The organism is Glaciecola sp. KUL10 (assembly GCF_003203515.1).
Taxonomy (GTDB): domain Bacteria; phylum Pseudomonadota; class Gammaproteobacteria; order Enterobacterales; family Alteromonadaceae; genus Glaciecola.
Genome location: NZ_BGNG01000001.1, coordinates 320641 through 345924, shown reverse-complemented (window position 1 = coordinate 345924; position 25284 = coordinate 320641). Strand labels below are relative to the sequence as shown.

At 40.7% G+C, this 25284-nt stretch carries 20 protein-coding genes and 3 tRNA genes; 18 read left to right on the top strand and 5 right to left on the bottom strand.

Annotation, left to right across the window (positions count from 1 at the left end):
- Positions 1–70: 70 nt before the first annotated feature.
- The 5 genes from KUL10_RS01655 to KUL10_RS01635 all read left to right on the top strand — a co-directional run bounded on the left by KUL10_RS01655 (position 71) and on the right by KUL10_RS01635 (position 2410).
- A tRNA-Asp gene (locus KUL10_RS01655) sits at positions 71–147 on the top strand.
- Between the two features lie 26 nt (positions 148–173).
- A tRNA-Asp gene (locus KUL10_RS01650) sits at positions 174–250 on the top strand.
- Between the two features lie 59 nt (positions 251–309).
- Positions 310–386, top strand: a tRNA-Asp gene (locus KUL10_RS01645).
- 93 nt (positions 387–479) lie between these two features.
- Positions 480–1175 (top strand): lipoprotein-releasing ABC transporter ATP-binding protein LolD, encoded by a 696-nt coding sequence (gene lolD / locus KUL10_RS01640; protein ID WP_110427580.1) that lies wholly within the window; start codon positions 480–482, stop codon positions 1173–1175.
- The gene (locus KUL10_RS01635) at positions 1175–2410 is read left to right on the top strand and encodes an FtsX-like permease family protein (protein ID WP_110427163.1); all 1236 of its coding nucleotides are present in this window, start codon (positions 1175–1177) and stop codon (positions 2408–2410) included. Before lolD ends, KUL10_RS01635 begins: the two co-directional genes overlap by 1 nt.
- Positions 2411–2458: 48 nt before the next feature.
- Here KUL10_RS01635 and KUL10_RS01630 read toward each other — a convergent pair whose 3' ends face one another.
- Entirely contained in the window at positions 2459–3769 is a 1311-nt protein-coding gene (locus KUL10_RS01630) for a dicarboxylate/amino acid:cation symporter (RefSeq protein ID WP_110427162.1), read from the bottom strand.
- 133 nt (positions 3770–3902) lie between these two features.
- Here KUL10_RS01630 and KUL10_RS01625 point away from each other — a divergent pair, with 133 nt between their 5' ends.
- Positions 3903–6137 (top strand): Ig-like domain-containing protein, encoded by a 2235-nt coding sequence (locus tag KUL10_RS01625; RefSeq protein ID WP_110427161.1) that lies wholly within the window; start codon positions 3903–3905, stop codon positions 6135–6137.
- A gap of 103 nt (positions 6138–6240) precedes the next feature.
- Here KUL10_RS01625 and astB read toward each other — a convergent pair whose 3' ends face one another.
- Positions 6241–7581 (bottom strand): N-succinylarginine dihydrolase, encoded by a 1341-nt coding sequence (gene astB / locus KUL10_RS01620; RefSeq protein ID WP_110427160.1) that lies wholly within the window; start codon positions 7579–7581, stop codon positions 6241–6243.
- Positions 7582–7896: 315 nt separating this feature from the next.
- Between astB and topA the strand changes: the two genes are divergently transcribed.
- Together topA and KUL10_RS01605 are read left to right on the top strand one after the other, a co-directional pair.
- Positions 7897–10539 (top strand): type I DNA topoisomerase, encoded by a 2643-nt coding sequence (gene topA / locus KUL10_RS01610; RefSeq protein WP_110427158.1) that lies wholly within the window; start codon positions 7897–7899, stop codon positions 10537–10539.
- Positions 10540–10559: 20 nt separating this feature from the next.
- A complete protein-coding gene (locus tag KUL10_RS01605) occupies positions 10560–11114 on the top strand; it encodes a DUF2058 domain-containing protein (RefSeq protein ID WP_110427157.1) in 555 nt (184 codons plus the stop codon).
- Here KUL10_RS01605 and KUL10_RS01600 read toward each other — a convergent pair.
- Both KUL10_RS01600 and rne read right to left on the bottom strand, forming a co-directional pair.
- Positions 11103–12899, bottom strand: coding sequence for a bifunctional diguanylate cyclase/phosphodiesterase (locus KUL10_RS01600; protein WP_233499665.1), 1797 nt, complete (start codon positions 12897–12899; stop codon positions 11103–11105). The two genes, KUL10_RS01605 and KUL10_RS01600, sit on opposite strands and share 12 nt — an antisense overlap.
- A gap of 228 nt (positions 12900–13127) precedes the next feature.
- Entirely contained in the window at positions 13128–16016 is a 2889-nt protein-coding gene (gene rne, locus KUL10_RS01595; RefSeq protein ID WP_199509170.1) for a ribonuclease E, read from the bottom strand.
- A 567-nt stretch (positions 16017–16583) separates the two neighbouring features.
- Here rne and rluC point away from each other — a divergent pair.
- A complete protein-coding gene (rluC, locus tag KUL10_RS01590; RefSeq protein WP_110427155.1) occupies positions 16584–17531 on the top strand; it encodes a 23S rRNA pseudouridine(955/2504/2580) synthase RluC in 948 nt (315 codons plus the stop codon).
- On the top strand, positions 17521–18156 hold the full coding sequence (locus KUL10_RS01585; protein WP_110427154.1) for an HAD family hydrolase: 636 nt from the start codon (positions 17521–17523) through the stop codon (positions 18154–18156). The genes rluC and KUL10_RS01585 overlap by 11 nt, the downstream gene beginning before the upstream one ends.
- Before the next feature lie 125 nt (positions 18157–18281).
- Here KUL10_RS01585 and KUL10_RS01580 read toward each other — a convergent pair whose 3' ends face one another.
- Complete coding sequence (locus KUL10_RS01580) at positions 18282–18899, bottom strand: nucleoside triphosphate pyrophosphatase (protein WP_233499664.1); 618 nt, start codon at positions 18897–18899, stop codon at positions 18282–18284.
- Between the two features lie 61 nt (positions 18900–18960).
- On the opposite strand from KUL10_RS01580, the gene yceD reads away from it, so the two are divergent.
- The 8 genes from yceD (at position 18961) to fabF (ending at position 25259) form a co-directional block, all read left to right on the top strand.
- The gene (yceD, locus tag KUL10_RS01575; RefSeq protein ID WP_110427153.1) at positions 18961–19482 is read left to right on the top strand and encodes a 23S rRNA accumulation protein YceD; all 522 of its coding nucleotides are present in this window, start codon (positions 18961–18963) and stop codon (positions 19480–19482) included.
- Positions 19483–19491: 9 nt separating this feature from the next.
- Complete coding sequence (gene rpmF / locus KUL10_RS01570) at positions 19492–19662, top strand: 50S ribosomal protein L32 (protein ID WP_110427152.1); 171 nt, start codon at positions 19492–19494, stop codon at positions 19660–19662.
- A gap of 14 nt (positions 19663–19676) precedes the next feature.
- Positions 19677–20699, top strand: coding sequence for a phosphate acyltransferase PlsX (gene plsX, locus KUL10_RS01565; RefSeq protein WP_110427577.1), 1023 nt, complete (start codon positions 19677–19679; stop codon positions 20697–20699).
- A 3-nt stretch (positions 20700–20702) separates the two neighbouring features.
- On the top strand, positions 20703–21662 hold the full coding sequence (locus KUL10_RS01560) for a beta-ketoacyl-ACP synthase III (protein WP_110427151.1): 960 nt from the start codon (positions 20703–20705) through the stop codon (positions 21660–21662).
- A gap of 123 nt (positions 21663–21785) precedes the next feature.
- Positions 21786–22718: an ACP S-malonyltransferase gene (fabD, locus tag KUL10_RS01555; RefSeq protein ID WP_110427150.1), complete on the top strand. Its 933-nt coding sequence runs from the start codon at positions 21786–21788 to the stop codon at positions 22716–22718.
- Positions 22719–22778: 60 nt separating this feature from the next.
- A complete protein-coding gene (fabG, locus tag KUL10_RS01550; protein WP_110427149.1) occupies positions 22779–23516 on the top strand; it encodes a 3-oxoacyl-ACP reductase FabG in 738 nt (245 codons plus the stop codon).
- A 188-nt stretch (positions 23517–23704) separates the two neighbouring features.
- A complete protein-coding gene (gene acpP, locus KUL10_RS01545; RefSeq protein WP_110427148.1) occupies positions 23705–23944 on the top strand; it encodes an acyl carrier protein in 240 nt (79 codons plus the stop codon).
- A 73-nt stretch (positions 23945–24017) separates the two neighbouring features.
- Positions 24018–25259 (top strand): beta-ketoacyl-ACP synthase II, encoded by a 1242-nt coding sequence (fabF, locus tag KUL10_RS01540; RefSeq protein ID WP_110427147.1) that lies wholly within the window; start codon positions 24018–24020, stop codon positions 25257–25259.
- Positions 25260–25284 lie beyond the last annotated feature (25 nt).

The following is a 25284-nucleotide window of genomic DNA, read 5'->3' as shown; positions in this document are numbered from 1 at the left end:
TTATCTGCGCCGCAATTGAGTAGCGCTTATTTAAACATAATCGTAACTTATTGATTTTGCATATTAATGCGGAGTGGTAGTTCAGTTGGTTAGAATACCGGCCTGTCACGCCGGGGGTCGCGGGTTCGAGTCCCGTCCACTCCGCCATTTATTATGCACTAAACCGTTAAAGCGGAGTGGTAGTTCAGTTGGTTAGAATACCGGCCTGTCACGCCGGGGGTCGCGGGTTCGAGTCCCGTCCACTCCGCCATTTAATACATAGGTGTTAAAGCGGTTAATCCAGTAAGTTTCATTGCATCATACCACTGCGGAGTGGTAGTTCAGTTGGTTAGAATACCGGCCTGTCACGCCGGGGGTCGCGGGTTCGAGTCCCGTCCACTCCGCCATTTCTACGTTAAAAGTCCAAAATATCTATTTCTTTCCTGCGTGTTGGATTGAATGCACGTGCAGTGTACACTTAGATAAAAATGCCTTTATTTATGACCTCAAACACTTTATTGCATGCTCAAAATATTTCTAAAACATTTAAAGACGGTGAGCACAGCCTATCTATTTTAAATGATGTTTCATTACACCTAGAAAAAGCAAGTACCTTGGCCATTGTAGGGGCCTCCGGTTCTGGCAAGAGCACACTTCTACATATACTCGGAACACTAGAGCATGCTGATTCGGGCACAGTTGAATGTGACGGCAAACTACTAAATACATTATCAAAATCAGAACAAGCTTCTTTTAGAAACAAGTCTCTTGGTTTTGTTTACCAATTCCATCATTTGTTACCAGAGTTTAGTGCCTTAGAAAATATAGCAATGCCACTTTTAATTGCGGGTGTAGCTAAAAGGGTAGCGCTAGAAAAATCCAGTAAACTTTTAATACGAGTTGGATTGCAAGCACGAGCAAACCATCGACCAAGTCAACTCTCGGGCGGAGAACGGCAACGTATTGCCATTGCTAGGGCGTTGGTCAATGATCCCAAATTAGTGTTGGCGGATGAGCCCACAGGCAACCTTGATGCCCAGACATCTCAAATGATTTATCAACTTATATCAGAAATAAACAAAGAGACACAAACCTCGTTTATCCTGGTTACTCATGACAACGAACTTGCTGCAAAAATGCATCACTCATACATTCTTAAAAATGGACAGTTGAGTAAACTGAATTTGGGTGAATAATGAACGTATCAAACTTGCTTTTTTCTTGGTCGGTCGCTAAACGTTTTCGAAAGGCTAAACGTTCAAATACTTTTGTTTCATTTGTATCTCATTCCTCAACGCTAGGGATAGGGCTTGGTTGTTTTGTTTTAATCTTGTTACTGTCAGTTATGAATGGATTTGAAGAGCAGTTACGCGTGTCTTTGTTAGCAAAAATACCTCACGCTGAATTGATCGATGCCCAGGGTTCGGGGATAAACGTTTCGAAACAGCAACTTGATGTATACCAAAGTGATTCGAGAGTGAAACACGTTTTTACACTGAACAAATCTTCTGGGCTGCTACAAAAATCCGGAAACATGAAGGCGATTGAGTTGTTAGGGATCGATGCTTCCTACCTAAAACATAAGTTGGTATTGGATACGCCCGATAATATCTTTAAACAGCAAGATAATGCTTTGGTGCTGTCATCAGGGATTGCAGAAAGTTTGTCATTAACAGTAGGTGATAAAGTTCAACTTCTATTGCCTAGCATCACACAGGATTTAAGCTTTAGCGCACCCAAAGTAGTCAACCTAAGTGTTGTTCAGGTTGTTTCTTTTGGTGGAGAACTTGATAACTTTTTGGGCTTAATGGACAAAAATGTGCTTGGTCAAATACTGTCATTTGATAATACATTTACAACGATTGAGTTCGTAATGCATGACCCTTTTACCGCTTACAATTTTATACGAGAAATTGGCTATGGTTTCCCTCAACCAGTGTTTATGTCAGATTGGACACGCACTCATGGGCACTTATACCAAGATATCCAACTTGTTCGAGTCGTTGTTTATATTGCTTTAGCACTTGTTATTTGTGTGGCGAGCTTCAATATTGTCTCTTCATTAGTGATGTTAGTAAAAGAAAAGCAAAGTGAAATTGCGATCTTAAAAACAATGGGCGCGAATGAAAGAACGTTGTCACTAATATTCATAATACAAGGCTTTTATAACGGAGTAGTTGGCGCAACATTAGGGTGTGGATTAGGTGTTATTTTAGCTATCTATTTATCGGACGTTATTATGGTTATTCAAGATAAAACGGGGCTGACGTTCCTTGAAGATGGTATTTATTTCGTTGATTTTCTGCCGTCAAAAATTATTTTAAGTGATGTTTTGTTCACTTTTTCCATTGCCACATCATTGAGTGTATTAGCGACGATTTATCCAGCGAGAAAGGCTGCAAATATTTCGCCTGCAAATGCACTTCACTAAAAGCGCATGTCTTAGTGAAGCGCAAATTCTTTATTAATGGCTTGTCGCCTAAGCTTTCTTATCTATATTCATATCATTGAAAACGTCTGTATCTAATTCCTTCTCGCTATTTGCAACAATACAAGCGACGGTGCAGTCGCCAGTTACATTGACAACCGTTCTGGTCATGTCTAACAGCCTATCTATCCCAATAATCAATGCTATTCCTTCAACAGGAAGGTTTACCTGTTGAAGCACCATTGCAAGCATAATTAACCCTACACCAGGCACACCTGCGGTGCCAATAGAGGCTAATGTTGCAGTTAAGACGACCATCAATAAATCAACAGTACTTAAGTCAACCATATAGACTTGAGCGATAAATACCGTCGCAATGCCCTGCATAATCGCAGTACCATCCATGTTAATTGTGGCACCTAAGGGAATTGTAAATGAAGAAACCGAACGATTCACACCTAGTTTGTTTCTTGCCGTAGACATCGTTATTGGCAATGTGGCGCTGCTGCTAGATGAGCTAAAAGCAAATATAGCGGTGTCTTTCATTTTTATTAAGAGTTTGATTGGATTTAGACCGGTAAAGACTTTTAGTAAAATAGGGTAGGTAATTAAAGCATGAGCAATTAAGACAAAAAATACTAAAAAGAAATATTTAGCAATTGCTCCGATATCCATTAAGTTGATAGTTGATGCAAGTTTTGCCATCAAGAAGTAAACACCGTATGGAGCCAGATTCATTATGATCAAAACGATTTTCATAATGACTTCATTTACATCATTAAAGAAGCTAGAGATACGTTTTCCATGTTCACCCGCCATTGAGATAGCGACACCAAATAAGACCGCAAAGACTATAATTTGGAGCATATTACCTTCGGCCATCGAGTTTATTGGGTTGGATGGGAACATATTAATAATTACTTGTGCTAGACCTGGTGACTCTTTGGCCACAAAGTCAGTTGTTGCTGGCTGAGTAAAGCCTGCCCCAGGTTGTACAATTAATGCGATGATCATGGCTGCTGAAACGGCAATGCACGTCGTTAGAACGTATAGGCCAACTGATTTTCCGCCAAGGCTACCTAACTTTGAAGGATCACTTAAACTGGAGGTGCCGCAAACTAATGAGACAAACACAAGCGGGACAACTAACATTTTTAAGCTGTTTATAAAAATTGTTCCGCCGACATTAAATATACCTTCTACAAAAATTCCATACGTAGAAACCTGCATTCCCAATAGGTTGAAAACACGATCTCCGCTATCATCAAAAATAGCTTGCAGCAATGCGCCGGTTACGATTCCGGCTAGCATGCCGATAAAGATTTTTAAAGTGAGACTGAGTTTGGTGGAATTTTGTGTCATGCGATGACCTTCTTGTTTTGTTATGTCGCTGGATACTTAAGATTAGCAAGTTAGTAGCAAAAGCTAAACAAATTATTCGATTCAATAAACAGGATGTTTATGATGCTCGATGACCGATGTTATGAGGTAAGTTATGAAAACATTTAGGCAGTTATTAATATTGATGTTCGTTAGTGTATTGCTCGCAGCTTGCGGAGGCGGTGGTTCGCTTGAACGAAACGAGACGACTACACCAACTAACCCTGACCCCGATCCAGCGCCTACCGTTTCATACACTATTTCGCTCCAAATATCTGACCAAGCTGGCAATAGCGATAACATTTTAGGTGAAACATCTCCACTTCTGGTCACGGCAACGGTTACCGATCAAGATGGCAATGCGGCTGCAGACCGATTAGTCACGTTTAGCTTTAGCGTAGCTGATTTAGCAAATTTTGATAATGACACAGGCACAGCGCTTACAAATGAACAAGGCGTGGCGTCAATTGGATTGGTGGTCGCAGAGCAATCGGGAGACGGGTTGGTAAATGCTGACGTTGAAAATGGTACACAAGCTCAAATTGGTTTCAGATCGCAAGGTATTCAACAACAGCTTAGTACACCTTCCTCTTTAAGGTTGTTTGCAAGCGCAACTCAAATTGCTTCTAGCGGCGCAGATGAAATTGAATTGATTGCAGAAGTAAAAAATGCGCAAAATATTTTATTAAGTGGTGTAGATGTTTCGTTTAGCGCAAACAGTAACGCATCACTAGAGATTATTGATGCTCAAACACGTGACGATGGCACGGCAAGAGCACTTTTAAAAACAACCAACAACCAAGAAAATAGACAAATTCTAGCCAGAGCTATCACAGAAACACTCGAGGACGAAGTTGAGGTTTCAGTTGTGGGTACTGAAGTAAACATTTCCGGTGCTTCATCAGTCATTATTTCCGATCAAGTTCCATATACGATTTTATTAGCAGACTCGAATGGTCAGGGCATATCAAATCAAGTCGTTGAGATTACATCCACTATTGGCGAGGTGGATAATGCGAGTCCTGTGACAGGCTCGACAGGGCAAGTGACCGTAAATTTTTCGTCTAGTATCTCAGGACAAGGGAGCATCACAGCAAATTCACTTAACGCAAGTGGCACGATTGAATTGGTCGTTCAAGAAGACGATTTTAGCTTTAGTCAACTGCCAACCGAGGCAATTCCTGTGGTTTCTCAATTGAGTGATGAAGGCAGTGCAATAGTCGGAGTGACCTGGTTTAAGGATGGAGACCCATTTGTAGGTGGGGCGGTAACAGTGACCAGTTCAAGAGGTGTCATTACCGTTCCAACAATGGTTACCGATGTGAACGGTAGCGCTAGCTTTGAGATTAAATCAACCACTGCGGGTCCAGCAACGCTTTCTGCGATAGGGATTGATGACAGTGGCAATGAGGTAACAAGTCGAGCCACTTTTGAATTTGTAGCGACAAGTGTTCAAGCTATTTTCATTGATGCGAGTCCCGATTTGATAGGACCTGAAGCTGAGCAGAGTAATATAAGTGCTATTGTAACAGACCCTAATGGCAATTTAGTTAAAGGCAAACTTGTAAACTTTTCTCTTGTTGATGCTTCAGGAGGCTCTATTGAACCAAATTCAGCAACAACCGACAGCAACGGTATTGCATCAGTTACGTATACTTCTAATGGAATCAGTGTTGAGGACGGGGTAATAATTAGTGCGGAATCTGATGGAGTAACCAATCAGACAGAATTAACTGTTGGCGCAAGAGCATTCGACATATCACTTGGAACAGGTAACTTGATTGAATCTCCAGATTCCAGTACTTATTTAAAAGAATTTGCAGTGTTTGTAAGTGACTCGGTTGGACGTCCAGTAGAGGACATTGAGTTAACAGCGTCGGTGACACCCATAAAATTTGCGGTAGGTGGCGTGTATCGAAAAGGAGATTGGAGTTTCAATCCCGTTACCGAAGATTGGTTTATCGACCTAGACCCTTTGGTCACAATAACATGTCCAAATGAAGACGTTAATGGCAATGGAAGTATAGATGTAGATCCCAATGACCCTTCCATTACAGAAGACACAAATGGAGATGGTGAACTAACACCGGGTATTATTGGCACTATAAATTTCAAAGACGGTATCGCTAGAACAGATGCTAATGGTCAAGCAACACTTCAGTATCGATTTCCGAGAGCTTATGGTGGTTGGTTGAACATGGAAATCGCAGTTTTTGGTCAATCTTCTGGCAGTGAGGCGCAAAGCAGCCAAGTATACAGATTAGAAGTTTCTGATGAAGATATAAGCGGCGATAACTCACCACCTGCAAGTCCTTTTGGTATTGATCCAGTTTGCCCTACAAGGTCTTAAATCTCAATTATTGAGAGATAGTTGAGCAGCTGAAGAGGGTAAAGCCTTTTACAGCTGCTCTGAGTCACACTGAGCTTGTGGTGCACTGAAACTTGCTAATGGTTTAGGCTTTCTGAAACGGATAAACAGAGCCAAGATTAAGAATTTTTGTGAGTTCGTCTAGTGCTGTCCTTGATTCGTTCAACATTTCTAACGTTGCTAGATCAGCTGCAGTTAACCTATCACGATAGTGTTTATTGACCCAATTGCAAAGCTCATCGTACTTCGATTGATTTATCAAACAAGCTTGATTTGTAGCAGCAAGCTCTTGTTCAGATAAGGCAACTCTTAATCTTAGACAAGCTGGGCCGCCTCCGTTTTGCATACTTTGCTTTACGTCAAAAAACTTAACATCAACAATAGGGTTGTCAGCTTCAATAACTGATTTCAGATAATGGTTTACACTTTCAATTTCTTGACACTCTTGAGGGGCTATGATTGTCATTTGTCCCTTGCTTAAACTGATCAATTGAGTATTAAACAAGTAACTTTTAACTGCGTCATTAACACTCACGCGGTCAGTAGGAACTTCGATAAAGTGAAACTTATCACCTTGATATTTAGCTAAAATATCCGACTTTACTTTGTTAGTGTCTAAAAACGCTTGCTGGTGATAAAACAGAACGTTTTGATTACCAACAGAGATAACGTCGTTGTGAAACACCCCTTGGTCAATTACACCTGGATTTTGTTGAGCGTATACCTGATTTTGTTGACCTAACTTGTGCAATCTCGCAACTGCTTGACTGGCCTCAAATGTATGCCTAGCTGGGAATTTTTTGGGTGCTGGTTTACTATCATTAAATGCATATTTTCCATATACAAAGAATTCGACACCAGATTCGCCATAATCATTACAAAAACGTGTGTGGTTAGCCGCACCTTCATCGCCAAAATGGTCGTTGTCAGGAAGATGGGGGTGGTGTTCAAAGTATTGCTCATCATTGAATACCGCTTTTAAAATTTTACCTGTTACTTCAGGCTCAAGTGAGCGATGGTACTTATTTGTAAGGTTGGCTGGTGTAAAGTGAACTTTATTATCTGCAGTATCTGCACTTGGTGATACTGTTGCAGCGTTTGCCGTCCACATACTTGAGGCACTGCATGCGGCTAAGTAGATATGTGGAACTTGGCTGTAAGCCGACTTCATCACTTGTTCGTCGCTGCCACTAAAGCCTAATTTGCGCATTGCCTCAACATCAGGGCGGGCTTGTGGGGCAAGTACGCCTTGTGTCATCCCCATATCTGCTAAGGCTTTCATTTTTGCTAAACCTTGTAACGCTGCTTGCTTGGGGTTACTGACAGCTTGCGCATTGTTTTTTGAGGCAACGTTTCCATAAGAAAGACCTGCATAATTATGAGTCGGCCCTACAAGGCCATCAAAATTCGCTTCTAAATATTTCATCGTTTGTTACCTCTAAGTGGAATTCGCGTCTACAGTATCTGTTGCCAAAACTTTCAATATATATAGTGCAAACATGTCGCAATTGCTCGTTTTGCGCAGTGATTATACTGACAAAAAAGTGCATGCCAATTATTAATTTAAAAACACTAATAAAAACAATGGCTTTTGCCGATATTGCATTAATAAGTATGTCGTTCAACTTGTTTTCTATTCACTTTGTCGATATATGTAAAAAAAGAAAACGCACCCGTGCTATCTTTAACTAAACGTTATGCATGGGGTAAGCAGTTGAAAATTATAAGGTTCCTTCCATAAATGGGTAAATCACTGGTCATAGTAGAGTCACCGGCGAAAGCGAAGACGATTAATAAATATTTAGGCAAAGACTTTGTTGTAAAATCAAGCGTCGGTCACGTTCGGGATCTGCCTACAAAGTCTCTAGGTCTAGTTGAGCCTAAACGACCTGCAAAAGAATTAAATAAATTATCTGACAAAGCAAAACAGGATTATCTACGTGATTTTGAATATCGCAAGTTAGTTGATCGCATGGGCGTCAACCCTAAACAGAATTGGCATGCTCATTATCAGATCTTGCAAGGAAAGGAAAAGGTCGTTTCGGAACTTAAAAAATTAGCAAAAGATGCCGACACTATCTATCTTGCGACCGATTTGGATAGAGAAGGAGAGGCAATCGCTTGGCATCTTCAGGAATTACTAGGCAGCAAAGGTAAAACATACCAGCGAGTAGTATTTAATGAAATCACAAAGACCGCTATTCAAGATGCATTTTCAGACCCTGGTGAAGTCAATATAAATCGTGTTAACGCCCAACAAGCAAGGCGTTTTCTAGATAGAGTCGTTGGTTTCATGCTTTCTCCCTTATTGTGGAAAAAAATCGCAAGAGGGTTATCTGCAGGAAGAGTTCAATCGGTTGCAGTGCGCCTTGTCGTAGAACGAGAGCGTGAAATTAAGGCCTTTGTGCCTGAAGAATTTTGGGATGTGCACGCTGATTTACTTGCGAGTAAAGAGCAAAAAATGCAGATGTTGGTGGCCAGATACAATGGGGAAGCTTTTAAACCAGTTAATAAAGATCAGGCTTATGCTGCGGTTGATACACTAAATAAGGCAGACTTTGTAGTAAAAAGTAGGGAATCAAAGCCTACTCAAAGTAAACCTTCGGCACCTTTTATCACATCGACTTTACAGCAAGCTGCTAGCACCCGTTTGGGCTTTGGTGTTAAAAAAACGATGACCATGGCGCAGCGATTATATGAAGCTGGTCACATCACTTACATGCGTACCGACAGCACAAATTTAAGTAAAGATGCGCTAGGCATGTGTAGAGATTACATTGCGGATAATTTTGGTAATAAGTATTTACCCAACTCACCTATCATGTATGGCAGTAAGGATGGCGCACAAGAGGCTCACGAAGCCATACGTCCATCCAATGTTGTGGTTAAAGCAGATAGCCTAAAAGACATGGAACGCGACGCACAAAGGCTGTATGAGCTTATTTGGCGTCAATTTGTTGCTTGCCAAATGACAAATGCTAAGTATGACGCGACTACGATACGCGTTGAGGCTGATAATTACGAGTTAACCGCAAAAGGGCGTGTACTCGTATTTGATGGCTGGACTAAGGTTCAACCGCAGATCAAACGTAAAGGCGATAACGATTTACTGTTGCCGGATGTGAAACAAGGGGACCAATTAAACCTCAAAGAATTACATCCAAAACAGCACTTTACCAAACCAATTGCCCGCTTTAATGAAGCGTCACTGGTAAAAGAACTTGAGAAGCGTGGTATTGGAAGACCTTCTACGTACGCTAGTATTATTTCTACTATTCAAGATCGTGGTTATGTTCGATTAGACAATAAACGGTTTTATGCAGAAAAAATGGGTGAGATCGTAAATGATCGCTTAGTGGAAAATTTTGAAGATTTAATTAGCTTTGATTTCACCGCTAAGATGGAACAACGACTCGATGACATTGCGCACGGTGAAAAGCAATGGAAATCTGTGCTCGACAATTTTTATGAAGAATTTCATCAGCAACTTGAAAAAGCGGATATGCCAATTGAAGAAGGCGGCATGTTACCCAATCAGGCAATTGAAATTGACATAGCCTGCAATAAGTGTGAACGACCGATGAATATTCGGACGGCGAGCACAGGGGTGTTTTTGGGTTGCTCTGGTTATAATCTGCCACCCAAAGAAAAATGCACGAATACCATGAACTTAACGCCTGGCGATGAAGTGGTTAAGGTTGATGATGAAGAAGAGTTAGAGACAGAAGCTCTGCGTGCCAAGAGGCGTTGTGAAAAGTGCGGCACAGCCATGGACAGCTACTTGGTAGATGAACAACGCAAATTGCACGTTTGTGGTAACAATCCAACTTGTGATGGTACTTTCATAGAGCAGGGTACTTTCAAGATAAAAGGCTACGACGGCCCGATCATTGAATGCGATAAATGCCAAAGCAATATGGAGCTCAAAAACGGACGTTTTGGTAAATACTTTGGTTGTACCAACGAAGCGTGCAAAAACACTCGCAAACTGCTTAGAAATGGTGAAGCAGCTCCTCCTAAAGAGGATCCTGTATTTTTACCGGAGTTAGAGTGTGAAAAATCTGACGCACATTTTGTGTTGCGAGATGGTGCTTCCGGTATCTTTTTAGCAGCTCATACCTTCCCTAAATCTCGTGAAACACGCGCGCCAAAAGTTGCGGAGTTAGCGCGTTTTAGAGACCGTATTTCTCCAAAGTTTTATTATCTAGCTGATGCCCCCGACAAAGATCCTGATGGCAACTTATCAGTCGTTAGATACAGTCGTAAGACTAAGCAACAGTACGTAATGTCAGAAGATGACAAAGCAAAAGCTACTGGTTGGTCTGCTTGGTATCAACAGGGCAAGTGGGTCATTGAAGATAAGCGTAAGAAACCTAAGAAGTAGCGAATAAAGGACGTAATAAAATGGCACTGTCGTTACAAGAGCAGCTATTAAAAACAGGCTTAGCAGATAAAGCAAAAGCGAAAAAAGCACGCCAAGAAAAACATAAAAAAGCTAAGGCTAATAAAGGTAAAAAGGCGCCTGTGTTAGACGAAGTTAAGCTAGCTGCGTTAGAAGCAGCTCAGACTAAAAAGCAAAAAGACTTAGCGCTTGCTGAAGCTCAAAAGCAACGCCGTTTAGAAAAGGAAATTAAGGCTCAGGCGATTGATTTGGTCAAAAGCAATATTCAGCCCAAAGGAAATGGCGACATTGTCCTTAACTTTACTGACAATAAAAAAGTTAAGAGAATGTACGTAAATACCGAAACACATAAGCAGGTCACTCAAGGTCGATTGGTTGTGGTATCTATTGCCGCAGACGAGTATGAATTAGTGCCTGCTCCCGTTGCTGAGAAAATTTCGCAACGACTTCCCGATATAATCATTTATCAGGCGACTGAAGATAAGCATGAGAAAGCTGCAAGCGAAGAAGATGATTGGTATGCTGATTATGAAATTCCAGATGATTTAGTCTGGTAATTTAACCTTTATATTAGGGGAATAGAAAAGCTCTGGTTGGTGTAACAAATACCCCTGGGCATAATCGATGCACAAGGCCTTAATCATTTCATATTCTTCTTTTGTTTCAACAAATTCTGCAACGGTAGACAAGTTTAAATCTTTAGATAATTGTACTATTGATTTCAAAATGGCTTGGTTATGTGCTGATTTGTCTATTTCTTTAATGAACGTTCCATCTATTTTGATAGTGTGTAGCTTCAAATCGGCTATGTAGGCGAAAGAGGACATTCCAGTTCCAAAGTCATCGAGAGATACCTTACAGCCTTTACCACGCAAATAATTCAAGTTTCTATTAGCAATATCAAAGTTTCGAATAAAATCACTCTCAGTTACTTCAAAGCCTAATCTAGTTAAATCAATACTCACTGATTTAAACAATGCTTCACAAAACGCAATAAAAGTAGAGTCGGAGAGTGTTTGTCCAGATAGATTTACAGAAAGCCGGATTTGATTATTTTGTGCTAAGAAATCAACGGTGTTTCTTAAAACATAGCGATCAATTTTGGTTATGAGATGAAAACGTTCAGCGGCTTGGAGAAATAGCCAGGGTGAAGAAATTGATCCATCAGTATTCTTAATTCTAATTAAGACTTCGTAATATTTAATTTTATTGTCTTGGATTGGATTAATCGCTTGTTTGTACAATAAGATTCTATCGTTTGCTAGTGCACTCTTTATTGCATTTACCGCTCGCATTTGTTCTTTTCTAGAAGATAGTGTTTCATCAGTGGGGCTGTACTTTAGAATTGAACTTCGTCCAGTTTCTTTGGCATGTTGCATGGTGACATGTAAAGAGTTTAGCAAGTCTTCTACTGCCTCAGTACTTGCATCGGTTATTGTATTATTTAACTCTATATAGCTAATGCAGCAACTCAATGAAGTGCTCAGCTCTTTAAAATTAAAAGGCATTTGAGCGACTTTCCTAGAGATGAGTGATAACTTATCTATATAGTCATTGGTAGAGTGTTGATTAATAATAAGGCCAAATTCATCGCCACTGAGCCTTGTAATGATGTCTGTTGGATGGCAGGTGTTTTTGAGTGATTTTGCAATTTGCGCGAGATATTCGTTTCCACCAAGGTTACCACACGTTTCATTAATTATCTTAAACTCATCGATATCTAAAACGGCTACTACACAAAGTTGGTTTTGTTTTAGGTTATCTTTAATACTATGAATAAAAACATCTCTATTCTCTAAGTGTGTGACTTTGTCCTTTAGAGTGCTGCGCAACAACTTTTGGGTTAGTCGAAGTGCAACAAAACAAAAAATCAATTGTAGAGCAACAAAACTAAAACCTAAAAATAGCTTGATATACTCCGTCTTGCTTTCAATATTTGCCCTTGCTGCATTCGTTTCATTTTTTATCGTTGCTGCGATTTTATCTAAAATTAAATCAGGCTCTCTATCGATGCCTCTAACGAGGTCATCAGCCAGTTGAGCATTAAAGTTACTTTCCTTGAATATAATTAACGAGATTTGATACTCTGCAAGCACAGCCTTGTGTTTAGCAATAAATTCGTTAATTAACGAATATGCGTAACTTTCCTCATCAATAAAACTTCTTAACTCATCTGATATAATTTGTGTTCTTTCGAAATGCTCAATGAACGAGGTGTGATACTTTTCATAGTCCTTGGCACTTTCTCCTCTCAATAGGATATTTTTCCACTCTTGAACTTGGCGTTTAAAAGAGTCCTGAGTTTGTAATGAATAATATTCAATTTTGTTTTGATGAAGCAATATATCGCTATACTGATTTATCGATTGATTATAAATGTACAAAAACAAGAGAGCAGAGCTAATGACTGTTGTTGAAAACAGTGATATTAGCCCGTAGTGCTTGAATTTTTTTGAGGTGACGTAACGCATGATTAGTTATCGGCAACTTGTATGAATTTAATATATCCGATGAATTAATTTAAAAAAAGCACGCATTAAGCGTGCTTTTTAACCTTGCTAGTTTGTTGTTTAATCCTTACTGGGATTGGTCATAGGTGCAGATGCTTTTGATTCAACGTTTGCCATAGACGTTGTTTTACCATCAAATTTATATTCAAGCCGATTTTCGTCAGACATTGCCGTTAACCTTATCTGTTGATTCGCAGATTCAACTTTTGCTGGCGTTGCCATTGGGCTACTGAAAGTTTCGAATTTGCGTGCGACAAATTTAGACTTAACGGAACTAGATTTAGCAATTATTGCATCATCTTGCGACGCTTTGAGCGATTCAGTTACTGGTGCCGCCTTTTCTTTCAATTCTTCCTCAGCTTTAGCTTTCTCAATAGGCTTGGAAGAGGGCTGTTCAGTAATTTCCAATTCACTCGGTTCTAATTCAATTTCTGCTTGTTGAGGAGCCTGTTCAGCAGTAGTTAAGTCAGCCGAACTTGTTGACGGTGACTGTTTCACTTCAACTGGTTCCAAAGGAAGCTCATCTTGATGCACTTCAACTTTAGGTTCACTTTCTTTCAAAGAAGGCTGATTTTCAACATCGTTGTTTTCAGTTTCTTCAGGTTTTTGGCGTTTGCGTTTCTGACCGGCAGCTCTCACATGGCGAGGAGAACGTCGACCACGTGTTCTTGTTGCGGTTTGTTCAGATTCATCATTCGAGTTGTTGTCAGTTTCTTCAGTGCCAATTTTTGCATCTTCAGGCTCTTGACTCTTTTGTTTGCTTTCCAAGGAATCTTCAGTTTTAGCCGAAGTTTCGACCGTAATTGAAGATGCTTCAGCTAAGGGTTTATTAAGCGTTTCAGCGTCTAAATTTTCCTCTACGGTCTTTTTGACCGTTTCCGCTTCTGCTAACGTTTCAAGTTTAGTTGCTTTAACTTGCTGTTCATCGCTGACTCTAACACTCGGTCTAGTGTCTCTGCGTTTACGTCTTTCAGCAGCTGGCTTACGGGTGCGCGTTTGCTTGCGAGGTTTTTCCTGCTTTGCAACTTCGGCGCTTTGCTCATTCGCTGCGACCTTTACCTTTTCTTGCTTATCGGAAGTCGTTTCTGCTTTCCTTGGTTTGCGGTTGGGTCGTTCGTTTCTTTCATTGCGCTCTGGGCGATCACTTCGCTCATTACGGTCTCTACCTTTACGACCATCAGCATTCCTATTACCACGACGCTTTTGATTGTTGTTTCTTTTGCGTTGCGGCTTAGCTGGTTTAACAGGCTCTGGTTCTTTTGATTCAAATAAACCGGTTAACCAAGTTGAAAGCTTACTCCACAGCGATGGCTCAGTCACTTTAGCTTCTTGCTCTACTTTTGGCGCCGCAGCTTTCGGGGCTGACATTCCTTGGAGAACGGGCTCTTCACGTTTCACAGGAGCCACACTCGTTAAATCAGCTTTTAACGTTGGCTTTTCAGCAAGTTTGACATTATAGCTGTTGTCATCAAATTTTTCGTCTGGGCGTCTGCGCAGTATTTCGTAAGTTGGTGTTTCGAAATTAGGGTTAGGTATAATGAGAATATCTACACCATGGCGTTTCTCGATGCCTTGTACGGACATTCTCTTCTCATTGAGGAGATACGTTGCAACATTAATAGGAAGTTGAGCCTCAATTTGGCCGGTATTATCTTTGATACTTTCTTCTTCAATAATACGCAACACACTTAATGCAAGCGACTCTGTTCCTCTCACAGTTCCGTGTCCATCACAACGAGGGCAAGTATGATACGCAGACTCTCCTAAAGAAGGTCTTAAACGTTGGCGCGACATTTCTAACAAACCAAAGCGCGAGATTCGCCCTAGTTGTATACGCGCTCTATCAGGCTTGACGGCATCTTTCATACGATTTTCGACTTCGCGTTGATGCTTGACTGGTGTCATATCAATAAAGTCAATAACAACTAAGCCACCTAAGTCGCGTAAACGAAGTTGGCGCGCAATTTCATCTGCTGCTTCTAGGTTGGTATTAAGTGCAGTCTCCTCGATATCACCGCCTTTTGTTGCTCTTGCAGAGTTAATATCAATTGAGGTAAGCGCTTCGGTTGGATCGATAACAATTGAGCCTCCCGATGGCAATCTGACTTCTCGTTGAAAGGCTGATTCAATTTGGCTTTCAATTTGATAATGACTAAATAATGGAACATCGCCGCGGTATAACTTTACGCGATTAACAAAGTCTGGGCGGACAAGTTCTATGTGTTTTAGCGCTTTGTCATATACTGATGTCTTATCAATGAGTATTTCGCCAATATCACGCCTTAGATAATCTCTAATCGCTCTAACGATAACATTACTTTCTTGGTGAATCAGGAAAGGGGCAGGGCGCGATTCTGCTGCATCACTGATCGCTTTCCAGTGAGTAACAAGCACACTTAAATCCCATTTTAATTCTTCGTAAGATTTTCCGACACCTGCGGTTCGCACAATGAGGCCCATACCATCAGGTAATTCTAATTTTGACAATGACTCTTTAAGGTCAGTCCTTTCGTCGCCTTCAATTCTTCTTGATATCCCACCCGCTCTTGGGTTGTTTGGCATCAGGACTAAATAACTACCTGCAAGTGAAATAAACGTAGTTAATGCAGCGCCTTTTTGTCCTCGTTCTTCTTTATCTACCTGGACGATTACCTCAGTGCCTTCCTTAATAACGTCTTTGATGCTTGGGCGGCCTTCAAAGCGGTAGCCACTTGGGAAATAGGTTTTTGCAATTTCTTTTAGAGGGAGGAAGCCATGTCTATCAGCACCATAGTCAACGAATGCTGCTTCCAAGCTTGGTTCAACTCTTGTAATGGTTCCTTTGTAGATGTTTGCTTTCTTTTGCTCATGGCCGGGGCTTTCTATATCTAGGTCATATAACTTCTGACCATCGACAAGTGCTACACGCAATTCTTCTTGCTGAGTAGCATTAATTAACATTCTTTTCATTTTTATAGACTCGTTATGAACATAACGATCGAATACAGGAACACAACAAAAGACCAAGTTTTGCAACTAGGTTTGTAGTCAAAAACATATTCCCTGTTAATGACTCGCAAAAACCTTATTAATTAGGCTCTTGCGTTCGTGAATGCTTTTGGTCCAAGACACTGACTATCAATGCATGTGTATAAAACAAATGTCTTGGTTGTTAAATTCTATTTATTCGATCTGTTACGATTCGTTTTTCAATTTCACTCTTTTTGTACTGGTTTTTCAGTACTGCTTTTACTTATTTCATTTTCAAAAGAGTGTTGTAGCTCATATGTGTTTGAGCGTGTTTGGTGACAATTTAAGTTCGCTGCCTGACAAGTAATCAATTATAAATACGAATTGAAAGTTTCACTCAGTGGTGTGATTATTTTTCACCACTTAAGTGCCTGTCAGTGCGGAATTTCACCAAGCTGAATAATGCCTGACTTGACGGTTAGTTACAATTTATATTTGAAATCACAGTGTAAAAAAAGCTATTAATCCTTAGTGTTAGTCATTTCACTACGCGTGTATACTACAATCATGAATGAAGAATTTAAAACTGTACAACTCATCGAGATTACCGATGACCATGCCCTTCAGCGCGTAGATAACTACCTAATCGCGCGACTTAAGGGTGTTCCTAAGAGCATGATTTACAGAGTTTTGCGCAAAGGTGAGGTAAGAGTAAACAAGAAAAGAGTTAAGCCAGAATACAAGCTAAGTATTGGCGACGTGCTTAGAATTCCGCCTGTCAGAGTTGCTGATAAACCTAACAATAACGTCAACTTAAATAAAGTAGCTTCTCTTGAAACTCATATTTTATATGAAGATGATCGCATTATTGTGTTTAACAAGCCATCAGGTATCGCTGTTCATGGTGGCAGTGGTGTGAATTTTGGCGTCATAGAAGGTTTAAGAGCGCTTAGACCTGATAGTCGGTTTTTAGAACTAGTGCACCGTATCGACCGAGATACCTCTGGCTGTTTGTTGATTGCGAAAAAACGCTCTGCTTTGAGGCATCTTCACGAACAATTGCGGCACAAGCAAGTCGATAAGCGTTATCATGCATTGGTTTGTGGTCAATGGCCCGAACACCGATTTAAAGTCGTAGCAGCGCTAGAAAAAAACACATTGAAAAGTGGCGAACGATTAGTATCCGTCTCGTTAAACGGTAAACCTTCTGAAACGAGATATCGAATTTTAGAGCAATTCTCAAAATCGACTCTAGTAGAGGCAAGTCCAATTACTGGGCGAACACATCAAATTCGGGTTCACTGTTTACACGCTGGGCATCCGATTGCGCAAGATTCAAAATACGGAGATTCAGTGTTTGACGCTCGACTTAAATCGATAGGTTTTAATCGTTTATTCTTGCACGCAAACAGTATTTCATTCATCCATCCATCTACCGAAAAGAAGATGAAGTTTACTGCGCCTTATGATGAGGCGCTGACTAAACTCTTAAGCGAACATGTACATGACATTTAAATATTTTATCTTCGACTGGGATGGCACAGTCATGGATTCGGCAGCAAAAATAGTAAATTGTATGCAAATTGCTGCAAAGCAATCCTCTTTGCCGGTTCCCACTGCTAAAGAAGTTGAACACATCATCGGTATCAGCCTTAAACCTGCAATTTTTAAATTGTTTGATATTGATGAACAAAAAGCTGAAGAAGTGGTTTCTCATTATAAAGAAGCGTTTTTGGCGAAAGATACTACACCTTGCCCTTTATTTGATGGCGCTTTTGAAACGTTATCGACACTTAAACAATCCGCATCATTAGCTGTCGCTACGGGTAAAGCTAGGCGTGGATTAGAGCGTGCGTGGAAGTTGACGGAGTCTAAGCACTTCTTTGACGTGTCTCGTTGCGCTGACGAAGCAGAATCTAAACCCTCATCTGATATGTTGTTACAAATACTAACACACTGGAACGTCAAAGCCGAAGAGGTCCTGATGATAGGTGACACTGTCTATGATATGCAAATGGCAGAAAACATAGATATGCCTAGAGTGGCTGTTTCATATGGCGTTCATGATAAAGAAGCCCTTGAAAAACATCGCCCAATAAAGGTGATTGATCATTTTTCAGAATTACTTTCGTTTATATAGCTAGCTGCATCGCCAGTTTATATATCTGTAACACCATATAGTCCCGTATAGAACCAAAACTATAGAAAACATTAACAATGTGTTTAATTATCATAGTTAAAAGGCAACCTCTAAATTTTAAGGCGCTAGGCCAAGGTATCAATTCCTAAGTTAAACAGAATTTGATTTAGCGTGATTAATGGTAAACCGACTAATGCATTTGGGTCCTTACCTGATAATTTAGAAAATAAAGAAATTCCCAAGGCTTCAACTTTAAAACTACCTGCACAATCTAAGGGCTTTTCTGTTTTTATATAGTGTTTGATTTGTTCATCGCTTAAGTGGCGAAATTGAACTTCGTTTACATCGCACTCTGTCATTTGTTCGCAACCGGGAGCAATGACTGATAGGCCAGTTAAAAAAAGAACTTGTTTACCGCTGCATTGTTTTAGTTGATTAAATGCGTTTATCTCGTCTAGTGGTTTGGTCAATATTGTTGAATATTGATTTTCAAGAAGTGCAACCTGATCTGAAGCGATGATGACATGATCAGGATAGTCTGATTTTAACGCTAGGGCTTTTGCTCGACTGAGCCGTATTACTAATTGTTCGGCTGACTCTCCATCTAAAGCTGATTCATCTATATCGGGTGAGGCTTGCTCAAATTGAGGTATAAGTTGTTGCAATAACTTGTATCGGTATGGCGAGGAGGATGCGAGTAAAAACTTTAAAGAGCGCGCAGGGTGCATAATGCGAGTGGGCATAAAACTATCAGCCTTAAAATACTTTGACTAAAAACAACATACACTATATCATGCGCGCGCTATGGCCAAAGTAAAACTGCCCCAATTAATAGATCCGACAAAAAGTGCAATGAAACGTTCGACTTACGTTGGCGTCTACGCATCTGATTTAATGGAACGATTAAATAGTGCAGTTGAAGCTTCTGGTGAATGGATTTCAGTGGATGTTAAGTTTGAAAAAGACGCGCAGAGTCTTACTTACTTTCACGGTAATGCAAACGCAGAAGTAGAACTACTTTGCCAAAGGTGTAACAAGGCTTATTCGGATTCGATTGCAGTCGAATTTACGTTCAGCCCCGTGCAGGGGGAAGATGAAGAAGCGGCGTTACCATCAGCTTACGAACCGGTAGAGGTCAATGACCACGGAGAAGTCGATTTGCTTCAACTAGTTGAAGATGAACTGATTTTATCACTTCCTATTGTTGCACTTCATGCAGAAGAAGATTGTAATGTGGGTCCAGATGATATGACGTTTGGCAAAATCGAACCGGAACAAGAGCGCAAAAACCCTTTTGAGGTTTTAAAAGAGCTTAAGCGAGATTAGGAGTAACCTATGGCTGTACAAAAAAGCAAAAAGGCTCGTGCAAAGCGCGGGACTCGTCGTTCACACGATGCATTGACTGGCCCAACTTTATCGGTTGACCAAACGTCTGGCGAAACTCATCGTCGTCACCATGTGACTGCTGATGGTTTCTACAAAGGCAATAAAGTCGTCGCTGATTAATTTGGCGATTGATTTTGTCTAGTGTAACGATTGCATTAGATATCATGGGGGGCGATCACGGCCCCCATGTTATTTTAGATGCTGTAAAACATTCTCTCGAAAATATACCCCACTTAACCATCATTGCATTCGGTGATAAATCCGTTTCTACTCAAAAACTAGCACTACTAACTGCCGAGTTTAAAACACGCTTTAGCTACCAACTATGCGAGCAAACTGTACAGATGTCTGACAAGCCTACCGATGCTTTGCGTAAAAAAAAGCTAAGTTCAATGCGCTTGGCATTAGAAGCAGTAGCGCGTCAAGAAGCGCAAGCCTGTGTAAGTTCAGGTAACACAGGTGCCTTAATGGCGACTGCATTCTATGTCTTGAAATGTCTCCCTGGTATTGCTCGCCCAGCATTAATCAGTGCACTTCCCACACAGAAAAAAAATAAAGTTCAGTTGCTTGACTTGGGTGCTTCGGTCAATTGTGATGCTGAAGCATTATTTCAATATGCAGTTATGGCTTCTGTGCTGGCCGAAAATTGCTATCAAATAAAACAACCTCGTATAGCCCTGCTCAACGTGGGAGAAGAAGACATAAAAGGTAGTAGCTTAGTAAAGCATGCAAACTTATTGTTGAGCAATTGCGAGGCGCTTAACTATATTGGCTACATAGAAGGTAATCGAATTTTCAGTGGTGATGCTGATGTTATTGTCACTGATGGCTTTACTGGTAACGTTACACTGAAAACAAGTGAAGGCATCGCGAAATTTGTCATTGATGAAGTTCGAAAGGCAATGTCAGAATCGTTTTATACTAAATTAGCCAGTAAATTAATCTTGCCTTACCTAAAAAAAGTCTATCGGCGCATGAACCCCGACCAGTATAACGGTGCCAGTCTGATAGGATTGCGCGGCATTGTCGTCAAGAGTCACGGTAATGCGTCTGTGGATGCATGCCATTATGCAATTTTGCAAGCAATCAACGAAGTTGAGCAGCAAGTCCCAGAAAAAATAAAAACAAAAATAGAAAACGTCTTACTGGAGCATTAAAACATGTTTTCACGAATCATAGGAACGGGAAGTTACTATCCTAGTGAAGTGCGCTCAAATGCAGATTTAGAAGTTATGGTCGACACTTCTGACGAGTGGATTACTGATCGAACGGGTATCAAAGAGAGAAGAATTATCGGTGAGCATGAAACTGCTGCAACGATGGGTGCCAGTGCAGCTGCAGAGGCACTTGATGCCGCAGGTTTAAAGGCCACTGATATTGATATGATTGTTTGTGCAACGACAAGTGGTCGTCACGCTTTGCCATCTACTGCGTGTGAAATTCAAAAAATCTTGGAAGTTGACAATATTCCAGCATTTGATGTGGCCGCCGCATGCGCAGGTTACTGTTATGCGTTAAGTGTAGCGGATCAATATATAAAATCTGGCATGGCAAAGCGTATTTTGGTTATTGGGTCTGATTGTTTAAGTCGATTAATCAACCCGGAAGATCGTAGTATGATTATTTTATTTGGTGATGCTGCGGGCGCAACAATCATAGAGGCAAGTGAAGAACCTGGTATTTTGTCAACTCATATTAATGCTGCCGGCTCCTATACTGATTTATTGAAGGTTGGAAATGTCAGGCATGGTGACGAAGTTTCTGTGCACGAAAATTGGGGCTCAATGAAAGGCAACGAAGTGTTCAAGGTGGCGGTTACCAAGCTCAGTGAAATAGTTGAAGAGACACTTGCAGCTAATAATATGAAAAAATCAGATCTAGATTGGTTAGTTCCTCACCAAGCTAACTTTAGAATCATTAAAGCGACGGCTAAAAAGCTCGATATGTCTCTGGATCAAGTCGTTATGACGCTTGAGCATTTCGGTAACACCTCTGCTGCTACTGTACCTACAGCGTTAGATACGGCAATCCGAGATGGAAGAATAAAGCGTGGTCAGAATTTATTACTAGAAGCGTTTGGTGGTGGCTTTGCATGGGCATCAGCATTAGTTAAGTACTAGTTTTAAATTTAAAAGTTAATTTTTAATATGAGTTAACGAGAAGTATGGGGTGTTGCGTTGGTGGCTTATATTAAAGTCGTCCGCAAAAAATAATCCTCAATAATAAGAAAAAAGGAAGCCTAAATGAGTGAATCGACAAATAAATCTGCTTTTGTATTTCCAGGTCAAGGGTCTCAATCTGTTGGTATGTTGAAGGACCTAGCACTTGAATATAGTAGTGTATCTCGGTGTTTTGAAAAGGCATCCGATGCTTTGGGGTACGATCTATGGAAATTGGTTCAAGAGGACGATGGTTCTAAACTCAATCAAACTCAAATTACTCAGCCCGCGTTGCTAACTGCTAGTGTTGCATGTTGGGAAGTACTACTCGAAAACGTAAAGCCGAGCGTAGACTTTTTAGCCGGTCACAGTTTAGGCGAATACTCTGCGCTGACTTGTGCAGGTGTGTTTGATTTAGCAGATGCAGTCAAACTAGTAGAAGCTCGTGGCGTTTTTATGCAAGAAGCCGTGCCAAATGGCACGGGCGCAATGTTCGCGATTATTGGTCTTGATGATGAACTTATTATTCAGTCATGTGAACAAGTCGCTAACCAAACCGGTGAAATTGTTTCAGCGGTTAATTTCAATTCGCCTGGCCAGGTGGTTATTGCCGGCAGTAAACATGCAACTGAGCTTGCCGCTAGTGCTTGCAAGGACGCGGGGGCAAAAAGAGCATTACCTTTAGCTGTTAGTGTTCCATCTCACTGCGCGTTAATGCAACCCGCTGCAGATCGTCTTTCGGCGTTGTTATCGAACACAGTGATGAATAAACCTCTTTATAATGTCGTGAACAACGTTGATGTGAGTATAGAAACAGATATAGAAAAGATTAAGGATGCTTTGCTAAGACAGCTATATATGCCAGTTAGATGGACGGAATCAGTTAGGTTATTAACTCAAAACGGCGTTTCGAGCATCATCGAAGTTGGTCCCGGAAAAGTACTTAGTGGATTAAATAAAAGAATTGATAAGACTTTGAACCTTAAAAGTGTCAGTTCGCCAAGTGACTTTAGTTAAGAACTATTCTTAGGAATGCAGTTAAAAAACAAAAGAATCAAAATAGTTTAAGGAAGCAGTATGTCAGATTTATCTGGAAAAGTAGCCCTAGTGACGGGTGCGAGTCGTGGAATCGGTAAAGCGATTGCAGAGAAATTAGCGAGCCATGGGGCGACCGTTATTGGCACTGCAACTTCAGAAAAGGGTGCGCTGGCGATTAGTGATTATCTGGGCGCTAACGGAAGCGGTATGGCTTTAAACGTAACCGAAGAGGACTCAATGAGTCACCTTTTGAATCAAATCAATGAAAAATACGGTACGATTGATATACTCATCAACAATGCAGGGATTACCCGAGATAATCTATTGATGCGGATGAAAGATGCCGAGTGGGATGACATTATTCAAACAAATTTAACCTCCGTGTTTAAATTGTCCAAAGCCGTATTGCGCGGAATGATGAAGAAAAAGCATGGCAGAATCGTTACTATTGGCTCAGTGGTTGGGTCTTCTGGAAATGCTGGGCAAGCAAATTATGCAGCTGCAAAAGCAGCAGTTATTGGTTTTAGCAAATCGATGGCGAGGGAAATAGCCTCAAGAGGCATTACGGTAAATGTGGTATCACCTGGATTTATCGATACAGATATGACAAAAAGTCTAACAGACGATCAAAAGGAAGCTATTTTTAAAGATATTCCTGCTAATCGCCTTGGAAATCCAAACGAAATTGCAGCAACTGTTGCATTTTTAGCCTCAAGTGACGCAGGATACATAACGGGCGAAACGATACATGTGAACGGTGGTATGTACATGTCTTAATGGTATCTGAAATTAATCTTTTTAATTTCAGATATTTAACAAAATAATGTTTTAATCAAGCAAGTGTTTTTTATTTGTACTGTGGACAGACCACGAGTATACTTTATGGATTAGCTTGCAAGCTGTTGAGTAGACAAATAAACTACTCACATAATTTTAAAAAAGGTACGTAAAGGAAGCCTGATATTATGAGTAACATCGAAGAACGCGTAAGAAAAATCATTGTTGAGCAACTTGGAGTTAAAGAAGAAGAAGTTAAATCTGAAGCTTCTTTCGTTGATGATTTGGGCGCAGACTCACTAGATACAGTTGAGTTGGTAATGGCTTTGGAAGAAGAATTTGATACTGAAATTCCTGACGAAGAAGCTGAAAAAATCACAACAGTTCAATCTGCTATCGACTATATTAACGCTAATAAAGACGCGTAATCGAATCTTGATGAAAAACGGCTCTTTTGAGCCGTTTTTTTGTTTGTAGGCATTTATTTGTACGGAGGCTATTGTGGCAAAACGTCGCGTAGTGGTTACAGGTATGGGTATGCTTTCCCCCCTTGGCAATACTTTCGAAGACACTTGGAAAGGTATTTTAGCTGGAAAAAGCGGCATTTCTGAAATAACTCGTTTCGATACCGACGGGTTTAACACGCGTTTTGCAGGCGAGGTAAAAGACTTCGAACCTGAACAATATATTCAGAAGAAAGAACTCAAAAAGATGGATCGCTTCATTCAGTTTGGTATTGTCGCTGGCATGCAAGCGCTCAGAGATTCAAACTATAAAATCGATGAAACAAATGCTCATCGTATTGGCGTGTCGGTTGGTTCAGGCATTGGTGGATTGGAACTGATTGAAGAGAACCATACTAAATTAACAAAAAGTGGCCCTAAGCGAGTTTCACCTTTTTTTGTTCCCTCTACGATTACTAATATGATCTCTGGCTTTCTTTCTATTATGGAAGGAATAAAAGGACCTAATCTAAATGTAGTCACGGCATGTACTACTGGTGTGCATAACATCGGAATTGCGGCGAGAACTATTGCTTATAACGATGCTGACGCAATGCTTGCGGGTGGCGCTGAATCTACAATTACACCACTTGCAATTGCGGGTTTTGGTGCCGCTAGAGCGCTTTCGACCAATAACGATAACCCACAAGGAGCAAGCCGACCTTGGGACAAAGATCGTGATGGATTTGTAATGGGAGAGGGTGCTGGTGTAGTCATGCTTGAAGAGTATGAGTCTGCAAAAGCACGGGGTGCAAAAATTTACGCTGAAGTCGTCGGTTTTGGTATGAGCGGTGATGCTTATCATATGACCTCACCACCCGCTGACGGCTCTGGGGCGGCCGCTGCAATGCAAAACGCTATCAATGATGCGGGTATATCAACCAATCAAATTGGATATATCAATGCTCATGGCACATCTACCCCAGCTGGTGATGTTGCTGAAGTTAGCGCAGTAAAAAGTGTGTTCAAAGAGCATGCTAATTCGGTAAAGGTTAGCTCTACTAAGTCGATGACTGGGCACCTTTTAGGTGCAGCTGGTTCGGTTGAAGCTATCTTTACAATATTAGCCTTAAGAGACGCTATTGCGCCGCCAACGATCAATATTGATGAACTGGGAGAAGGGTGTGATTTAGATTTTGTTGCTAACAAAGCAAGTGAATTTAATCATAGCTATGCGCTTTGCAATTCATTTGGTTTTGGTGGAACAAATGGCTCATTGCTGTTTAAGAAACCAGAATAGATAGCCAAAATTTATTGTGAGTTTT